Below are 15568 nucleotides of genomic sequence, written 5' to 3'. Positions count from 1 at the left end.
TCCTCCTATTTTTCAATGAATGATATGATGAAAAAAGAAAAAGGAGGACCTCTTATGAAAGAGAAGTGGTTTTACGTTTCGTGCTCGAATAGATTCATATAAATTCGCTCCTTGTGAGAATGGTTATTTATATATTCGGGATAAGTAAGTGAAAGTCCTTTGAATTTGTGAGGGAAGGTTATGCTCTTCAATAATTGGGCCATTAAATGAAATAGTGCAATACGTATTGATTACATGAATTTTAACGTTTTTGAATTTTCTTGAATTATCCTCTTGAACCTCTAGTTACTTTAGGTTTTATAATGAATTTATATTTTTAATAGGGGGATTTACATGAATACGGATAAAAAGTTTTCTATTGGAGAATTCTCGAAAAAAACGGGCATACCAATTCCTACTTTGCATTACTATGATGAAATTGGATTGTTACAACCAGAAAAGAATCCTTCTTCAGGGCACCGCATTTATAAATATCAAGATATTATAACCTTACAAAAAATTATAAGTTTAAAATTTCTAGGCTATAGTCTAGATAAAGTCGCTAATTTGTTACATGAATCAAGCTTTAGCGTTGATCTGAATGAAAGCTTGTCTCTCCATTTGCAAGTGTTAGAAAGAGAACAAGAACAAATTGAGCAATCAATGCAAGTAATTAAAAGAGTAATGAAGTTAGTCGAAGAGGAAGAAGAGGTAGATAGTACTGTATTATTTAGTCTTATTTACGGTATGAATACTGAACATACACACAAAGAATGGACGGAACGCCATAAGTTAACGGATATCGTGGAAGAAATATCAAAGAAATCAGAAGAAGATAAAATTGCTTTGGATAAAACGTTTATTCACTTGTCTAAAAAGGTTAAGCAATTATATGGTAAACCAGTCGAGGATTCGAAAGTACAAGAGATGATTAAGGAATATATTGAAGAGTCTTTTTCATTTCTTAATGAGGATCTGATACAAAAGTTAGCTAATACTAGTGTGGAAGAACTGGATATGCAAGAACTTGAAAATATGATACCTTCGCCTTTCGCAGAAGATGAACAAAAATGGCTTAATGAAGCGATGGAATATTATATGAAGCAAGTAGAAATGGAATAGGGATAGATTTTATGAGCAATGGTAGGTGGTTTAGCTTTATCGAAATAATGCTATAGACCTTTCATTGAAGAAGTGGAATGTTGGAAAAATACGTTTGTTATTGCTGTATTTAAAAGAAAGAAATGCGTATGCTTTATTTTTGAAGCATACGCGTTTTTGTTTAAAATACTCAAAAACAAAAATCTTTTGGTAAAGTACCATTTTTAATCACCGTTCGTAACCCATGTTTTATAATCCAAGGATTAACTGGATGCTGTTTATCACGTAATTGCTGCAACCATTGAAAAACGAATTCTTTATCTTCTTTCGTAATATCGTTAATATGATTGGCTACAGATTTTTGAACATATTTAGAAGGGTCATTCATTAAAGGCTCAAGAAGCTGTAAATTGTACTGAAAGTCACCTTTCAGAGCTCCTATTTTTTTAGCCCAAGGAAGTCTAGGTCTCGTACCTTCAGAAACTAATCTTCTAATGTGACTGTTTTCATCATGAATCCACTTTTGTAATATGTTTAGTGTGTCTTCATGGTATGTTTGAAGAAAAGGCCGAATGGCATATTCAGCAGTATTCCTTTTCGTTATTTCATACATGGCGTTGAATGAGGTTTCAAAATCGTTAAGCCCATATTTTTCAACGTATTTTGCAATAGGCATGTACATATATCCGTTTGTAAATGTGCCTACTTCTGTTGTATTTTCTGGTCCTAATGTTTTCAGTAATATATGTATTGCTTCATTAAAATCTTTTTGTAAAGCATTGTGTAATTCATCTGCCATTACTTCAATACGCTGCTTTAACTCTAAATTTTCAACTTTACATGTTACGGAAGACACAAAGTTTCTTTTAGAGAAAGTAGGATCGTGTTTACAAATAGAATCAGCCATTTTTTCTGCCAATTCTTCGTTAAATAAAAATTTTAATGGAACATATTTACTCATTTTTTCACCTCGGTGGTCAGTTAAAAGCATTTTTATTTTTTAATCGACAATCCATAAACTAAAGTCTCACTCGGAGTCGTAATACTAAAACCTGTCGTTTTATAATCAAGCTTCACCGTATCACCAGTGTAGTCTTTCGTAAATGAATCCATTTGTACGATAAGGTCTGCATCTTCATATACAACATCATCTGCAACATATGTATCCCAAATTAAATCGACATCAACGAAAATACTACAAGAGTTTGTCATTGTCCCTCTAATGCGAATGATTTTTTTATCTTCACGTTCTAATCTATGTATAGCTGCTATTGCTTCATCAGTAATGCGAATGTTCATTGTATCCCAACCTTTATTTATATTTCCTTTATTATTGCAAAAACAGAAGAAATAGGGAAGCAAAGAGGTTTGCAATAAAAAACGAGCAAACAAATTTGTTTGCTCGTCTCCCTTTATTTCAGTTCACATTTATCAAGTGGAATGACTTTTGTTTTTTTCGTAAATTTGTATCCTAACCAAAGTACTAAGAAGAGTGGTAAACCGATGTAAGAAACGAGTACGCCGTTCCAATCGATTGATTCACCCATAAATGCGCCGTAGTTTTGACCTAAAATTACGATGACGCAAAGTGCAAATGCGAAGATTGGTCCGAATGGGAACCATTTTGCTCTATAAGGTAAGTCATTTAAATCTTTTCCTTGTGCGATATATGCTTTACGGAAACGGTAATGACTAATTGCGATTCCAACCCATGCGATAAAGCCAGACATTCCTGATGCATTTAATAACCAAATGTATACAACACCGTCACCGAATAAAGAAGCAATGAAAGCGATACTACCGACAATCGATGTTACGATTAATGCGTTAACAGGTACGCCGCGGCTATCTAATTTACCAAGAAACTTCGGTGCTTTCCCTTGGCGAGCTAAATCCCAAAGCATACGAGTTGATGCATACATACCAGAGTTACCAGCAGATAGTACTGCCGTTAAAATAACAGCGTTCATAACAGAAGCAGCGAAGGCAACGCCCGCTTTTTCAAAAATAAGTGTAAATGGACTTACTGTTACATCACTTGCGGCAAGACTTTCAGTTGTATAAGGAATTAATAAACCGATAACGAGAATGGCAAGGATATAGAATAAAAGGATACGCCAAAAGATCGAGCGAATTGCTTTCGGAATATTACGCTCTGGATCAGATGTTTCACCAGCAGCTACACCTAATAATTCAGTACCTTGGAATGAGAAACCAGCTGCCATAAATACACCGATAATTGCCATGATGCCGCCATTAAATGGTGCATCTGCAACAGTGAAGTTTTTAAATCCAACCGTTTCGCCGCCCATAATTCCGAAAATCATCATGAACCCGACAATTAAAAAGATAATAATCGTAGCTACTTTAATAAGTGCAAACCAATATTCAGATTCACCAAATCCTTTAACAGATAAGTAGTTTAAAAGGAAAATAATAGCTAAACATAATCCGCTCCAAATGAGGGAAGGAGTATCAGGAAACCAAAATTTCATAATTAATGTTACTGCAGCTAGTTCAGCAGCAATCGTAATGGCCCAGTTATACCAATAGTTCCATCCAAGTGCAAAGCCAAGTGATGGATCAACAAATTTTGTTGCGTACGTGCTAAAAGATCCAGTAACAGGCATGTAAGCTGCGAGTTCAGCTAAGCTTGTCATTAAAAAGTAAACCATAATTCCAATTGCGGCGTATGCAATTAATGCACCGCCAGGTCCAGCTGAATGGATGACACCACCGCTGGCAAGAAATAGTCCGGTACCAATTGTACCGCCGAGAGAAATCATCGTAAGGTGCCTTGATTTTAGACCGCGTCTTAATTCACCTTTTCCTTTTGTAGCTTCTGTTTTAGAGGTAGCTTGATTCGTTGCGCTATTCATGTTCAACACTCCTTTTCTTGTAAGATAGGAAGGAGCGGGGGAGAAAAATACAAAAAACCGCCAAAGGAATTTGGCGGAACGTTTCACAAATAACCACCCCATCATACCCTTCCGTTAAGATAGCACCCCACGTTTACACGGTAATTTTGTAAACGTGACAGTTCTGTTCCTTTCGGAGACAGCCCCAGCTCATATTTCCAGAGAAGAAATATAAACTTCGGCAACTTTTCCTTTCAAACGGAGTCGGTGACTTTCTCTGTGTCTCGTCCGTTTTACTCTTAAAAGTCGCAACCTCTACCTCATCGGATTGATGAGGATTTGATATATTGCTAAGATTTTTAATATATGGCAATTGTAATGAGTTTCTGAATATATTGCAAGATATTTTGTAGGAAAAAATCAAAAAATATCGGTTATTGTATAGGAAACGCTTGCAAAACTCCACCCGAACCTACTATTATGTAACAATAAGCAAAGAAAAAATTGTTATACAAATGTTTCGCAAAAAATATTGAAAAACCCTTCAAAAATTAAAAGAAAATTCAGAAAATATAATTCGACATTCATAATCAGGTCATATTTTTTGATATAATTAGAGTAACGTGTAAGCAAAAAAGGGGAAATCAAAATGAAATTAGAAACAGAAAGGCTCTATATAGTGCCGTGTACAGAAGAGAGTATTCACGTTGCTAACGAGCAAGGATATAATAGTGGCCCACATATTGTAGGGCATGTAGAAAATGTAAAACAGGATAAGGATTTATTACCTTGGGGCGCGTGGTATGTCATTCGAAAAGAAGATGACATCGTTCTAGGTGATATAGGTTTTAAAGGGAAACCAAATGAGGAACATACAGTAGAAGTTGGTTACGGATTTATTGAGAAATACTGGAATAAAGGGTATGCGACAGAAGCTGTACAAAAACTAATAGATTGGGCTTTTCAGACAGGAGAGGTAGAAACGATTATTGCAGAGACGCTCCTTGATAATTATGGTTCGATTCGTGTGTTAGAGAAGTTACATATGAAAAGGGTAGATTCGACAAAAACAATGATGAATTGGAAAATAGAAAAAAACCGCTCGAAGTAAGTTGAGCGGTTTTTTAGTAATTAAGGTAGCATCTGTTTTTGATCATTCGGATATTGGGCTGTTGATGTGTTAGAACGATTGGAATGATTGCGAACAGCAATGAAAATAGAAATAATAACGACAAGACCAATTGCCACGTAAGAAAGTGAAATAATAGTTGGATCTACTTTAAATGTAGTAAGTAGTGTACGAATGTTTGTAAAGATAATAAGGCCACCAACTAATACGCCAAGTAAATGAGAAGGAACGATGCGCACTAACCACGCAGCGATTGGTGCTGCGACAATACCACCAAGCATTAACGCAAATACCCAAACCCAGCTTACTTGTTCCCAGCCAAGTGAGATGAAGAAGCCAATTGTTGCAGCGAGTGAAACAGGAAATTCACTCGTATCTACAGATCCAATAACTTTTCTCGCTTCATTTCCTCTTGCTAGAAGTACAGGTGTCGTAATCGGACCCCAGCCTCCACCACCAGTTGAATCAACGAATCCAGCGAATAAGCCAAGTGGCACAAGTTGTTTAGCTGACATACGTTTATTTGAAGTAACAATCTGTTTTTGAATAATGAATCGTAATAAAATATAAACTCCTAAAGTAAATAAAAATAAGGAAATGTACGGTTTAATGACATCCCCAGGTAAATTGCTTAAAAAACATGCTCCAATAAATGCACCAATTGCTCCTGGTAATGTAAGCCTGGAAACGGTATATTTATCAACGTTTCCAAATTTGATGTGAGATGCACCAGAAGCGGCGGTTGTAACAACTTCAGCTAAATGAACAGATGCGGAAGCTACAGCCGGTGCGATACCAAACATTAGTAAAAGTGAGGTAGACGTTACCCCGTACGCCATTCCAAGCGCTCCATCGATTAATTGAGCGAAAAATCCAATAATAGCAAAGACAATTAATTTCTGCATAAAAAATCCCCCTGTAATAGTAAATGAAAAAGGCACTTTTCCCGTGTGAGAAAAGTGCCTTTGGTTTTTCCAATCAGCAATATTGAAATTTGTTTCATTATAATACATATTAATCGTATAAATCAACTGGGTTTTAAAGTTTTTTGAATTGAATGAAAGAAAAATAAAATATACAATAAAAGGATGGAGAGAAAGGGGAGAAAGACATGTTACGATTTGATCATCTCGTTCACGCAGTTCATGGCACACCGGAGGAAGCGGCAAAACAAATGCAGGAACTTGGATTTCATACGGCACTAGGCGGAGAGCATACTACTTGGGGTACTTGGAATAGTTTAAGTTATTTTGATTTATCATACATAGAATTTTTAGCAGTTCAACATGAAGAAAAAGCGAAAGAAGCAGAAAATCCGTTAGTACAAGAAACGGTAGTGAAATTACAAGATGGTGAAGGGATGCTGCAAATCGCAATTCGAACAGATACCATTGAAGAATTAGCAGATAAGTTTAGTAAATACGGTTTACAAACAATAGGACCATTTGAAGGGAAACGTATGAGAAAAGATGGCCGCCTTTTAGAATGGAAAATGTTATTTGTAAAGCAAGAAGAGAATGGGCCGAAATTACCTTTCTTTATACAGTGGAATGAAACAGATGAAGAAAGAAGAAAAGATTTACGTAACATTGGAACAATCACGGAACATAAAAACAAAGTACAACAAATTGAAACGATTCATTACGCAGTGAAAAATGTTCGAGAAACAGTACGGAAATGGAAAGCAGTCATGGAGCTAACTGCAACTCCAGTCATGAAAAATGAAGAATGGAATGCGGAGTGTCAAAGTGTATCGTTTGGTGACATTCAAGTACAGTTTTGTGAACCGATTGGAGAAGGTCTAGTACAAGAATACATAAAGAATTATGGTGAATATCCATTTGCAGTAGAATTTAAAGGGGAAAATAAACGAGAGCATGAAGTGTTAGGTAGTTTGTACATATATTAATAGAGGTGAACGCTTTGGAAGAAATACTTAGAGAGATAGAGAGAAAACTAGAATGGCCTCGTATTGTAAAGTGTACAGCTATTTCAAAAGGTTTTTCACATGAAGACAAATATAAAATAAAATTAGAAAATAGAGTAACATATTTTGTAAAAGTATGTGATGCAGTTCATTTTGAACGTAAACAAGAAGAATATACGTATATGAAACAATTAGAGTTATTACATATTCCAACGCCGAAGTTAATTCATTTCATAAAACTTGAGGAATTAAATAAATGTGTTCAAGTATTTGAATGGGTCCAAGGTGTAAATGGTGAAGAGGGCTTAAGTAAGCTATCGGCGGAAGAACAGTATCATGCAGGAAGAAAAGCAGGAGAAGTATTAAAGAGGATTCACTCGATAGAAAAAGAAAGTGCAAGTAATAAATGGAAAACATCTAGATGGAATAAATACGAAAGATACATAGAGGCATTAGCAAATTACGAAGTGAATTTTCTAGATTTGAAGCCAGTATTAACCTTTGTAGACAATCATAAAGACTTATTAAAAAATCGTCCAATCACATTTTTACACGATGACTTCCATCCAGCAAATAGTATGATTCATAATAAGGAATTTATCGTTATCGATTTTGGTGGATATGATTTTGGCGATCCTATACACGATTTTTATAACGTAGCGATTTTTACTACAAGAATAAGCAAACCATTTGCGGTTGGACAAGTCCATGGTTATTGCGGAGGGGAACCATCACTTCATTTTTGGAAACTGTACTCATTATATGCAGCAATGACATTCCCAGCTGATATCGTATGGACAAACCGAAGCACGCCGCATTTAGTAGATAATATGAAGGAAAGATTGAACCAAATTTTAGAAGATCATAATCAATTTTCATCCTATATTCCAAAATGGTATCAATCAAGTGAATTTAATAAATAACGGAGGAATTTATATGGAAAAAATAGCAGTAATTTCAGATATACATGGTAATATTCCAGCTTTAGAATCTGTACTACAAGACATTAAATTGAGAGGAATCAAACGCATAATTTGTCTTGGAGATTTAGTAGGGAAAGGTCCTCATTCTAGCGAAGTAATTGAAATCATTCGTAAAGAATGTGAAGTAGTCGTAATGGGAAACTGGGATGATTTTATTACAAAGCCGACTGAATTTGAAGCATTAAAATGGCATCAAAAACAACTATCGGAAGAACAAAATGACTATTTAAGAAGCTTGCCATTTTCAATCGAGTTTTATATGAGTGGAAAACTCATTCGAATGTTTCACGCTTCACCGAGAAGTTTATATGAAAGAATACAACCACACGCTTCAAGAGAAGAGCGTATTAGTATGTTCGAAAACAGTGAGTTCACAGAGAATATAGAAGGAGAAAGAAAACCAGATGTCGTTTGCTACGGTGACGTTCACCAAGCATTCGTTCAAAATTTCAGAGGGAAAACGTTATGTAATGCTGGTAGTGTAGGAAATCCGCTTGAAATTACACAAGCTTCTTATTTAATATTCGAAGGGATTTACAATGAAAAAGAAGCAGCGAGCTTTTCCATACAACTCGTACGTGTACCGTACGATATTGAATTAGCTATCAGGCTGGCAGAAGAGCTCGATATGCCAGAAATTGAAGAATACAAACAAGAGTTACGGACTGCTGTATATCGAGGGTTTAAGGGGAAGTAAGCTAATCAAAATATATCAACGATTTTTCAAATATATCTATCGTAACTTAAAATATATCAACGATTTTTTCGATTTATCGACGATTCGACATAGGATATCGACTTACCGACAAATAGTGACATATAAAGTTAATTATAATTTTGTTATGTAAACTAAATGAAGGGGGAAATATCATGAACCGAAAACAACAAATTAAAGAAATTGTAGATCATATTTTAAAATTAAACTTAACTCACCCAACAAGAGTTGGAGTAAGCGGTATTACAGCATCAGGAAAAACAACATTTGCAAATGAATTAGCGGAAGAAATACACAATCAAAAGTATATGTATAGCCTTTTATTAATAGTTATAATTCTCGTATAATTATATTAGCTTTAGAAAGTGAAAAACGGGGGATAAGGCAATAAGAAACGCAAAAAGGGGAGAAAAAATAGAATGAATGAAGTACTAGAATTAAAAGAAGAATTACTACAAATTAAAAATAATAATTATGCTGTACCAGAAGACGTAGATGCATATCCATATGCGCAGTGGATGCTAGATTATATCGGATCACCTGATGCTGAATTACGTGATGATTTAATTTATAGTACGCTTCACACATGGATTACAAATGATGTATTTAGACAAAAAGAATTACGGGGATTAATGCTACAAGCAATTAGTCCTGATTATTTATTTTATAAAATTGGTGAAAAGGGAACAGACTCTGTTTTTAAACGTGCATTCTCTGTATTAATTCCACCACTTATTTTATCTGTTCATGAAAGAGAACCGTTGCTATCTGAAGAACAACTGTACAGTGTAGCAGAACAAGTGCTGGAATATGTATATTTAGAAGAAGATGTAAGAGGTTATGTAGAAGGAAAAGGATGGGCACACTCTACTGCACATGCAGCGGATGCGCTCGATGCGTTAGCACGTACAATACAAAATCGTGAGTTTTCATATGCGATTCTTGCAGCTGTTCGTCAGAAAGTTCGCCTAAATGACTATGTTTACATACACTTTGAGGATGAGAGATTAGTAACGCCAATTATGTCGTTACGTAATCAAAATCTTTTAACAGAAGAAGAGTGGAGCAACTGGTTACATAGTATAGCAATTGTTGAAGACATTCCGCATCCTCAGTATGATATTTTAGTACAAAATATTAGAGCTTTCTTAAGAAGTTTATATTTTAGAGTTTTAGAGACAGAGGGTAGCACAGCCTTTACAGATGATATATTGGAGACTTTGAGGGGATTGCGTAGGTATTAAAAAAGAGGAATAGATAGTTTATCACTGGATGTATTATAAATGTATATGTAAGAAAAGAACAAGATTAAAAAACCGATTATATTTGTAGAATCCGCTACAAATATAATCGGTTTTTTAGTTGAATTGAAATTTTAGACTTAACCATACACAAGCTTATATATAATAATAAATGTATTAAATATGTAATTCCGGATGTTCTTCATATAAACTATTCACATACTGTTTTATATTCTTGATGAATAATAGAATCTCTTCACTAGGCATTCTAGCATGTTGAAGATGAAAAATATTTCTTTTTCCAATTTTAAATTCATCTGAAGCTAAAGTAATAGGGATATTTCTAAAGATATGCCAGGGATAATATAAGTGTACAAAGGTTTCTCTAAAATATATACCTGATTGACAAATTAATACTCCATCAGATCCTTTCCCTATGTTCCCAAGGACAGATGTATCTAAAAAAGCAATGATTTGTTCTTCTATTGGAATGATGAATCGTGCCTCAATTGCTTTTAACTTTTTGTCTGAAATATGAGTTTCTACAAATAATCCATTATCAGGTTCTAATAATTCATTATGCGTCTCAAACAAAGAGCAGATTGATTTTATCTCATTAATTTTTATAGCTGGATGTATATCATTTTGCTTTGAATTTTGAAATGAATTCTTAAGAGCCATAAGTAATTCTTTAAATAATAGTGGTGGATAATCACTTCCGTTAATATTGAAGCTTTTTTGTGCATCAAAAGATAAAAAACCATCTTTATCAATTTCGATTTGTCGCACTTCATTTAATTGATCCCATTGCATATTTCCTTTACCTAATAACCAATTTTTCCAGTACAAACCTGAACTTGTAAAGTAAACACCATATTTCCCTGATCCAAATAAATTACAACTTAAAAAAGCAATAATTTGGTCATCCGTTGGTATAGAAAAGCGTTTTCGGGCAATTGATAAGAAATCTTTAGGGATTCTAGTAACATAAAACCTAGATTGCTGATACTCTAAACAAATATCAGTTAAACGATTAATATCTATATTCACCTTAATCATTCTCCGTTTCATATTTCTATTCTATATAATAAATTATAATATTTTCAGGAAAATATAAACACTTAAATTTAGCTTAAATTGACAAGGAAGGATTCTAAAATAAATTTGAATTATTTATTTGAAGTAGTATCGTCTTGTTAAGTTCATAAAAAGGACATAAAACCACTACCTCCCAACTATACTAATAAAATGTGTTGGAGGTGAGTTTAATGGACAAAAAAGATTTTGAAAAAGTGTATAATGATTATTTACATCAAGGAGAAGAACAAGCTCAATTTGAAGTAGGCCATGAAGTTAATACAGGAGCAGAACAAATTGTTGCCGTTCGTAAAAATGATGATGGGGATTTAATAGCGTTTAAAACAAGTAGCGGGAGAGAGTTAGATTATATGACTGCTCTTAGTGAAGCAAAATCAGGGAAGTTAGCTCATGTGGACGTATTTCATAAGTATGGCAGAGATATTATACGTAGCGAACCTGATGGAATAAAAGAAAATAACTTAGATAATTTACCTTCATTTTAAACGGGTAAACCCCAAGAAGAGAATGTTCATTTGGATATTCTCTTCTTTATTTTACGAAGTTTTTCTTGCAAATAGACGGTTCTTTTTTAACGTGCGATAAAACTTTTAAAGAGCGCTCTAAATTTTTCTTTATCTTCTGCTGTAAATGGTTTCGGTCCCTTTGTACGTTTACCACTTTTTCGAACCATTGCACTTAAATATCGTGTTTGTAACAATTGTTCAATGTTATCATTCGTATACTTATAGCCTTTATGGTGTAGTACGATACAGCCTTTTGCTAAAGCAAGCGAAGCAAGACCGTAATCTTGTGTTACGATTAAATCTTCTTTTTGGGCTAATTGCATAATTCGGTAATCCGCAGCATCTGCTCCAGAATCAACATAAATTGTTTCCACGCCTTTTGGCTGCTCTGCATTAGAATAATGAGAAAAGCTTGTAACGAGGGTAACAGGAATTTCTGCCTTCGTAGCTTCAAAAATAATTACATCTTTTACAGGGCAAGCATCTGCATCAACATAGATTTTCATTGGTATCACTCCTATAACTAGGTTCGTGTTGATGATAATGGTAGATTTAGGTTTTGTCAAACGAGGGTTTGTATTTTAACTTACAAAAATTGTATGTATTTAAAAATATATGTTAATATACAATTGGTGTAATAATAATAATTTTCAGAAATGGGGAATTGAATGATTTATAAAGCAGATAACAATAACAATGTAAGGCAAAAGTTAGTTGAGATGTTTGATGATTTCGATAGTACGATTGTACTTTCCTATCTCCAAGGGCATATGGGAAATGCGTGGGTAGACAATCTCGAAAATCCAACTGTTGCTCAAATAACTGTAGGAATTTTTGTGTTTTATGCCGGGAATCCAAACGCAGAAGAGGCGGAAGAATTATTATATAATCTACCTAATTTTACTCTTGCCATTGTTGATTCGGATGAATGGAAAAAACGGATAGAGACTGTTCACAAAGGATCAATTGAGAAGTTTCAAAGGTTTAGATTTAATAAAAACCCCGGCGATTTAGATAAAGAATACATACGGGATATATTGTCTACATTACCTCAAAATTACGAAATGAAAAAAATTGATAAAGATATAGCAAAGTCATCTTCATTTCATGCACTCTCAGAAGATTTTACTAGTCAGTTTGATTCAATCGATGATTTTATTGATAGGGGCGTAGGGTACGCCATTTTAAATAAAGGACAAGTTGTTTCTGCTGCAACATCATTCAGTATATTTGATGATGGTATCGAGATTGAAATTGCGAGTCATCCTGAACATAGAAGAAAAGGCTTAGCTATGATTGTAGCATCTGCAATTATATTAGATTGTTTAGATAGAGGAAAATATCCTAGTTGGGATGGAGCAAATTCTGAATCTGTTGAACTAGCAAAAAAGCTAGGCTATACTTTGAAAGAATCTTATGATACATATTTTATTGAAATAAAAAAATGAACCAATACAAGTACATAAACTAAAGTGTTTTTTAGTTTATGTACTTAGTTAAAAATGAATTAAATTATATTGATGATATGCAAGGATACTACTTACTTTTCACAAACCAAAATAGCCTCCCGCAAACGAGAAATACCTTCCTCAATTTGATCAATATCCACTTTTCCATAAGATAAACGTATATAACCATCTTTCGCGCCGAAAATACTACCAGGCATAAAAGCAATTTCTTGTTTTAAGCTTTGCATAATGAGTTGTTTTTCGTTGATCGGTTCTTTTAATTTCCCCCATATATAAATACCACCAGTCGGGTTTGAAAAAGAGATTTTATCATGAAGTTTCTCGTTTAGGGCTCGAACGATAACGTCTCTTTTTTCTGCTAGCTGTTTTCGTAACGGTACGATATGCGACTGAAATGGCACAGTTTCGAAAAACTGCTGCATAAGCCACTGCGGGAAAATGCTCATACCTAATTCCATTTGGTGTCTTGCATCGGATAACCTTTCTACTACAGACTGCGGAGCGACGAGCCAGCCGACTCGTAAACCTGGTGCAATCATTTTTGATAAGGAATGTACATAAATGACTGTTCCATTTTCATCAATCGATTTCAAAGTAGGGCAAGGTTGTTTTTTTTCTAGCGTAAGTAAACTAGAAGGATCATCTTCAACAATCGCAATTCGTAAGTCTGCACAAAGGGATAGTAGTTTTTTTCTACGATTTGGATGCAGCATTGTGCCCGTAGGATTTTGGAAGTTTGGATTTAAAAAGATCATTTTAATACGATGCTTTCGATATAGCTCTTGCACATCATCTGGATTAATACCGTGTTCATCAACAGGTAATGGGAAAATACGAATACCCGCTGATTGGAATAAAGGTAAGGAATAACAGTGTGAAGGACTTTCGAAAGCAACAGCATCACCTGGATTTAATAAACATTGTACGATAAGGTGAAGTGCTTGCTGTGCGCCAGATGTAATCATAATGGATTGCTCAGTCGCTTCAACTTTTAAATATTCCTTCATATATTTCACTACCGCTTGTCTTAGCGGGAGGTACCCTTGCGGATGATCGTAACTTAATGAATGCGTTAACGGTTGTTCACGTAAAATCATTTGTAGCTGATCGTGAGGATAAAGATTACAACCGAGCTCTCCATTTGCAAAATCAATAATGTTTTCATTTTGTTGTACTTCTGCCCGAATATGGCGAAGTAATGGCAAGTTTGGTAAGAACGTACCGCCTTCTACGAAATTTCTCCAGTTCGGCGTTAATGTTGGAGAAACGCCCCACATATGTGTACTCACACGTGTTCCTTTACCAGTCGTACTTTCTACAATTCCCATAGCACGTAGTTCATTATAAGCAGTCGTTACTGTACTTCGGTTTACATTTAACTGCGTAGCTAATTTCCGTTCGGAAGGTAGGAAGCTACCTGGAGGAAGTTCTCCGTATGTAATACGTTTTTCAATAAAGTCAACAACTTGCTGATAAATAGGGATTTTACTGTCACTATCTAGCTTCCATTCCATAAAAAACGCCTCCGTATCTCTTATATACATCCAGTATAGCAAATTGGCTGGGTAAAAAAACAGCCAATTGGACGGTGTTTTATCCAGCCAATTTTACTATGCTAAATAGGGAAGGGGAGATTCGGATGAAACGATGGCAAATGGAATGGCTCCTAGTATCAGTTGCATTAGTATGGGGAGCAAATTATACAATAGGAAAGTATGGTGTGGCATTTATGTCATCCATTCAATTTAATAGTTTACGATTTTTAGTAGCATCACCGGTATTATTACTTATTACTTTTATGATGGAACGCTCATTACGTATTGAAAGAAAAGATTGGCTACGATTAGTAGCAGTCGGCATCGTTGGAACGACAATGTATCAAACGATGTTTATGCTATCTGTGAAATATACTTCAGCAACGAACGCCTCATTATTAATTGCGATGTCACCTATATTTACAGGGATATTAGCAGTATTACACAAACAAGAACGTTTTTCGATGAAAGTACAAATTGGTTCAATAGTAGCGTTTATTGGTGCAGCATTCGTTTTATTAACAGGACATACAGGAGGAGCTACTTACGAGTATGCTTGGCTTGGAAATGTAATTGGATTAGTCGCAGCAATTGCTTGGGGATGGTATCCAATATTAGCACAACCTCTTATTACAAAATACTCCGCAATGAGAGTCACATCTTGGTCTACTTTAATTGGAATTGTACCTCTCGTTATATATTGTTTATTCAACGTAAACACATTAACGTGGCCAGTAGACATGCTAAGCTGGGGGTCTCTAGCATATTCAATCGTCTTCGCGACAATCTTCGGACTTGCGATGTGGTATGTCGGTATTAGTCAAATAGGCTCAACGAAAGTAATGGTATATATGTATCTTGTACCGTTGTTCGCAGTTATTTTTGCGGCAGTAACAATAGGGGAGCAAATCAATATGATGCAACTGGTTGGCGGACTTATTATCTTTGTGGGTCTATATGTTGTAAAAAAAGGTGGAATCAAAAAGCCAGCTCTCAATTTGAAAAAGGTAAGCTAACAGTAAAAAGG

17 protein-coding genes and 1 riboswitch are annotated in these 15568 nt (G+C 34.8%); of the genes, 10 read left to right on the top strand and 7 right to left on the bottom strand.

What is annotated here, in order from left to right:
- Nucleotides 1–333 precede the first annotated feature (333 nt).
- Complete coding sequence (locus PQF83_RS09290) at nt 334–1101, top strand: MerR family transcriptional regulator (RefSeq protein ID WP_001090706.1); 768 nt, start codon at nt 334–336, stop codon at nt 1099–1101.
- A 169-nt stretch (nt 1102–1270) separates the two neighbouring features.
- Here PQF83_RS09290 and PQF83_RS09285 read toward each other — a convergent pair whose 3' ends face one another.
- From PQF83_RS09285 to PQF83_RS09275, 3 genes are all read right to left on the bottom strand, one after another.
- Nucleotides 1271–2041 (bottom strand): DNA alkylation repair protein, encoded by a 771-nt coding sequence (locus tag PQF83_RS09285; protein ID WP_000049974.1) that lies wholly within the window; start codon nt 2039–2041, stop codon nt 1271–1273.
- A gap of 32 nt (nt 2042–2073) precedes the next feature.
- Complete coding sequence (locus PQF83_RS09280) at nt 2074–2379, bottom strand: iron-sulfur cluster biosynthesis family protein (RefSeq protein WP_001026161.1); 306 nt, start codon at nt 2377–2379, stop codon at nt 2074–2076.
- A gap of 113 nt (nt 2380–2492) precedes the next feature.
- Nucleotides 2493–3959, bottom strand: a complete 1467-nt coding sequence (locus PQF83_RS09275; RefSeq protein WP_001083374.1) for an amino acid permease — start codon at nt 3957–3959, stop codon at nt 2493–2495.
- 112 nt (nt 3960–4071) lie between these two features.
- Nucleotides 4072–4264, bottom strand: a riboswitch (Lysine riboswitch).
- Between the two features lie 323 nt (nt 4265–4587).
- Here PQF83_RS09275 and PQF83_RS09270 point away from each other — a divergent pair.
- Nucleotides 4588–5049, top strand: a complete 462-nt coding sequence (locus PQF83_RS09270; RefSeq protein WP_000764617.1) for a GNAT family N-acetyltransferase — start codon at nt 4588–4590, stop codon at nt 5047–5049.
- 20 nt (nt 5050–5069) lie between these two features.
- Here PQF83_RS09270 and PQF83_RS09265 read toward each other — a convergent pair whose 3' ends face one another.
- The gene (locus PQF83_RS09265) at nt 5070–5972 is read right to left on the bottom strand and encodes a sulfite exporter TauE/SafE family protein (RefSeq protein WP_001170727.1); all 903 of its coding nucleotides are present in this window, start codon (nt 5970–5972) and stop codon (nt 5070–5072) included.
- 206 nt (nt 5973–6178) lie between these two features.
- On the opposite strand from PQF83_RS09265, the gene PQF83_RS09260 reads away from it, so the two are divergent.
- The 5 genes from PQF83_RS09260 to PQF83_RS09240 all read left to right on the top strand — a co-directional run bounded on the left by PQF83_RS09260 (nt 6179) and on the right by PQF83_RS09240 (nt 9936).
- The gene (locus PQF83_RS09260; protein WP_000943341.1) at nt 6179–6976 is read left to right on the top strand and encodes a VOC family protein; all 798 of its coding nucleotides are present in this window, start codon (nt 6179–6181) and stop codon (nt 6974–6976) included.
- A 14-nt stretch (nt 6977–6990) separates the two neighbouring features.
- Nucleotides 6991–7917, top strand: a complete 927-nt coding sequence (locus PQF83_RS09255; RefSeq protein ID WP_000391251.1) for an aminoglycoside phosphotransferase family protein — start codon at nt 6991–6993, stop codon at nt 7915–7917.
- Nucleotides 7918–7930: 13 nt separating this feature from the next.
- Entirely contained in the window at nt 7931–8674 is a 744-nt protein-coding gene (locus PQF83_RS09250; protein WP_000410978.1) for a metallophosphoesterase family protein, read from the top strand.
- A 173-nt stretch (nt 8675–8847) separates the two neighbouring features.
- Complete coding sequence (locus PQF83_RS09245; protein WP_001080539.1) at nt 8848–9039, top strand: uridine kinase; 192 nt, start codon at nt 8848–8850, stop codon at nt 9037–9039.
- Nucleotides 9040–9111: 72 nt separating this feature from the next.
- Nucleotides 9112–9936: a DUF2785 domain-containing protein gene (locus PQF83_RS09240; RefSeq protein ID WP_001006679.1), complete on the top strand. Its 825-nt coding sequence runs from the start codon at nt 9112–9114 to the stop codon at nt 9934–9936.
- 174 nt (nt 9937–10110) lie between these two features.
- On the opposite strand, the gene PQF83_RS09235 is transcribed toward PQF83_RS09240, so the two are convergent.
- Nucleotides 10111–10983: a hypothetical protein gene (locus PQF83_RS09235; protein ID WP_001017831.1), complete on the bottom strand. Its 873-nt coding sequence runs from the start codon at nt 10981–10983 to the stop codon at nt 10111–10113.
- 218 nt (nt 10984–11201) lie between these two features.
- Between PQF83_RS09235 and PQF83_RS09230 the strand changes: the two genes are divergently transcribed.
- Nucleotides 11202–11516 carry a DUF3892 domain-containing protein gene (locus tag PQF83_RS09230; RefSeq protein ID WP_000358178.1) on the top strand — a complete coding sequence of 105 codons (315 nt, stop codon included), beginning with the start codon at nt 11202–11204 and terminating at the stop codon, nt 11514–11516.
- A gap of 86 nt (nt 11517–11602) precedes the next feature.
- Here PQF83_RS09230 and PQF83_RS09225 read toward each other — a convergent pair whose 3' ends face one another.
- Nucleotides 11603–12043, bottom strand: a complete 441-nt coding sequence (locus PQF83_RS09225) for a YaiI/YqxD family protein (RefSeq protein WP_000708753.1) — start codon at nt 12041–12043, stop codon at nt 11603–11605.
- A 162-nt stretch (nt 12044–12205) separates the two neighbouring features.
- Between PQF83_RS09225 and PQF83_RS09220 the strand changes: the two genes are divergently transcribed.
- A complete protein-coding gene (locus tag PQF83_RS09220; protein ID WP_000639428.1) occupies nt 12206–12985 on the top strand; it encodes a GNAT family N-acetyltransferase in 780 nt (259 codons plus the stop codon).
- Between the two features lie 92 nt (nt 12986–13077).
- On the opposite strand, the gene pdxR is transcribed toward PQF83_RS09220, so the two are convergent.
- Nucleotides 13078–14520, bottom strand: a complete 1443-nt coding sequence (pdxR, locus tag PQF83_RS09215) for a MocR-like pyridoxine biosynthesis transcription factor PdxR (protein WP_000454922.1) — start codon at nt 14518–14520, stop codon at nt 13078–13080.
- 125 nt (nt 14521–14645) lie between these two features.
- Here pdxR and PQF83_RS09210 point away from each other — a divergent pair, with 125 nt between their 5' ends.
- Nucleotides 14646–15557: a DMT family transporter gene (locus tag PQF83_RS09210; RefSeq protein ID WP_000832959.1), complete on the top strand. Its 912-nt coding sequence runs from the start codon at nt 14646–14648 to the stop codon at nt 15555–15557.
- Nucleotides 15558–15568 lie beyond the last annotated feature (11 nt).

Origin of the sequence: Bacillus sp. FF-1 (genome assembly GCF_028548245.1) — a bacterium.
Classification (GTDB): Bacteria; Bacillota; Bacilli; order Bacillales; family Bacillaceae_G; genus Bacillus_A; species Bacillus_A paranthracis.
This window is presented reverse-complemented; position numbering and strand designations above follow the sequence as displayed.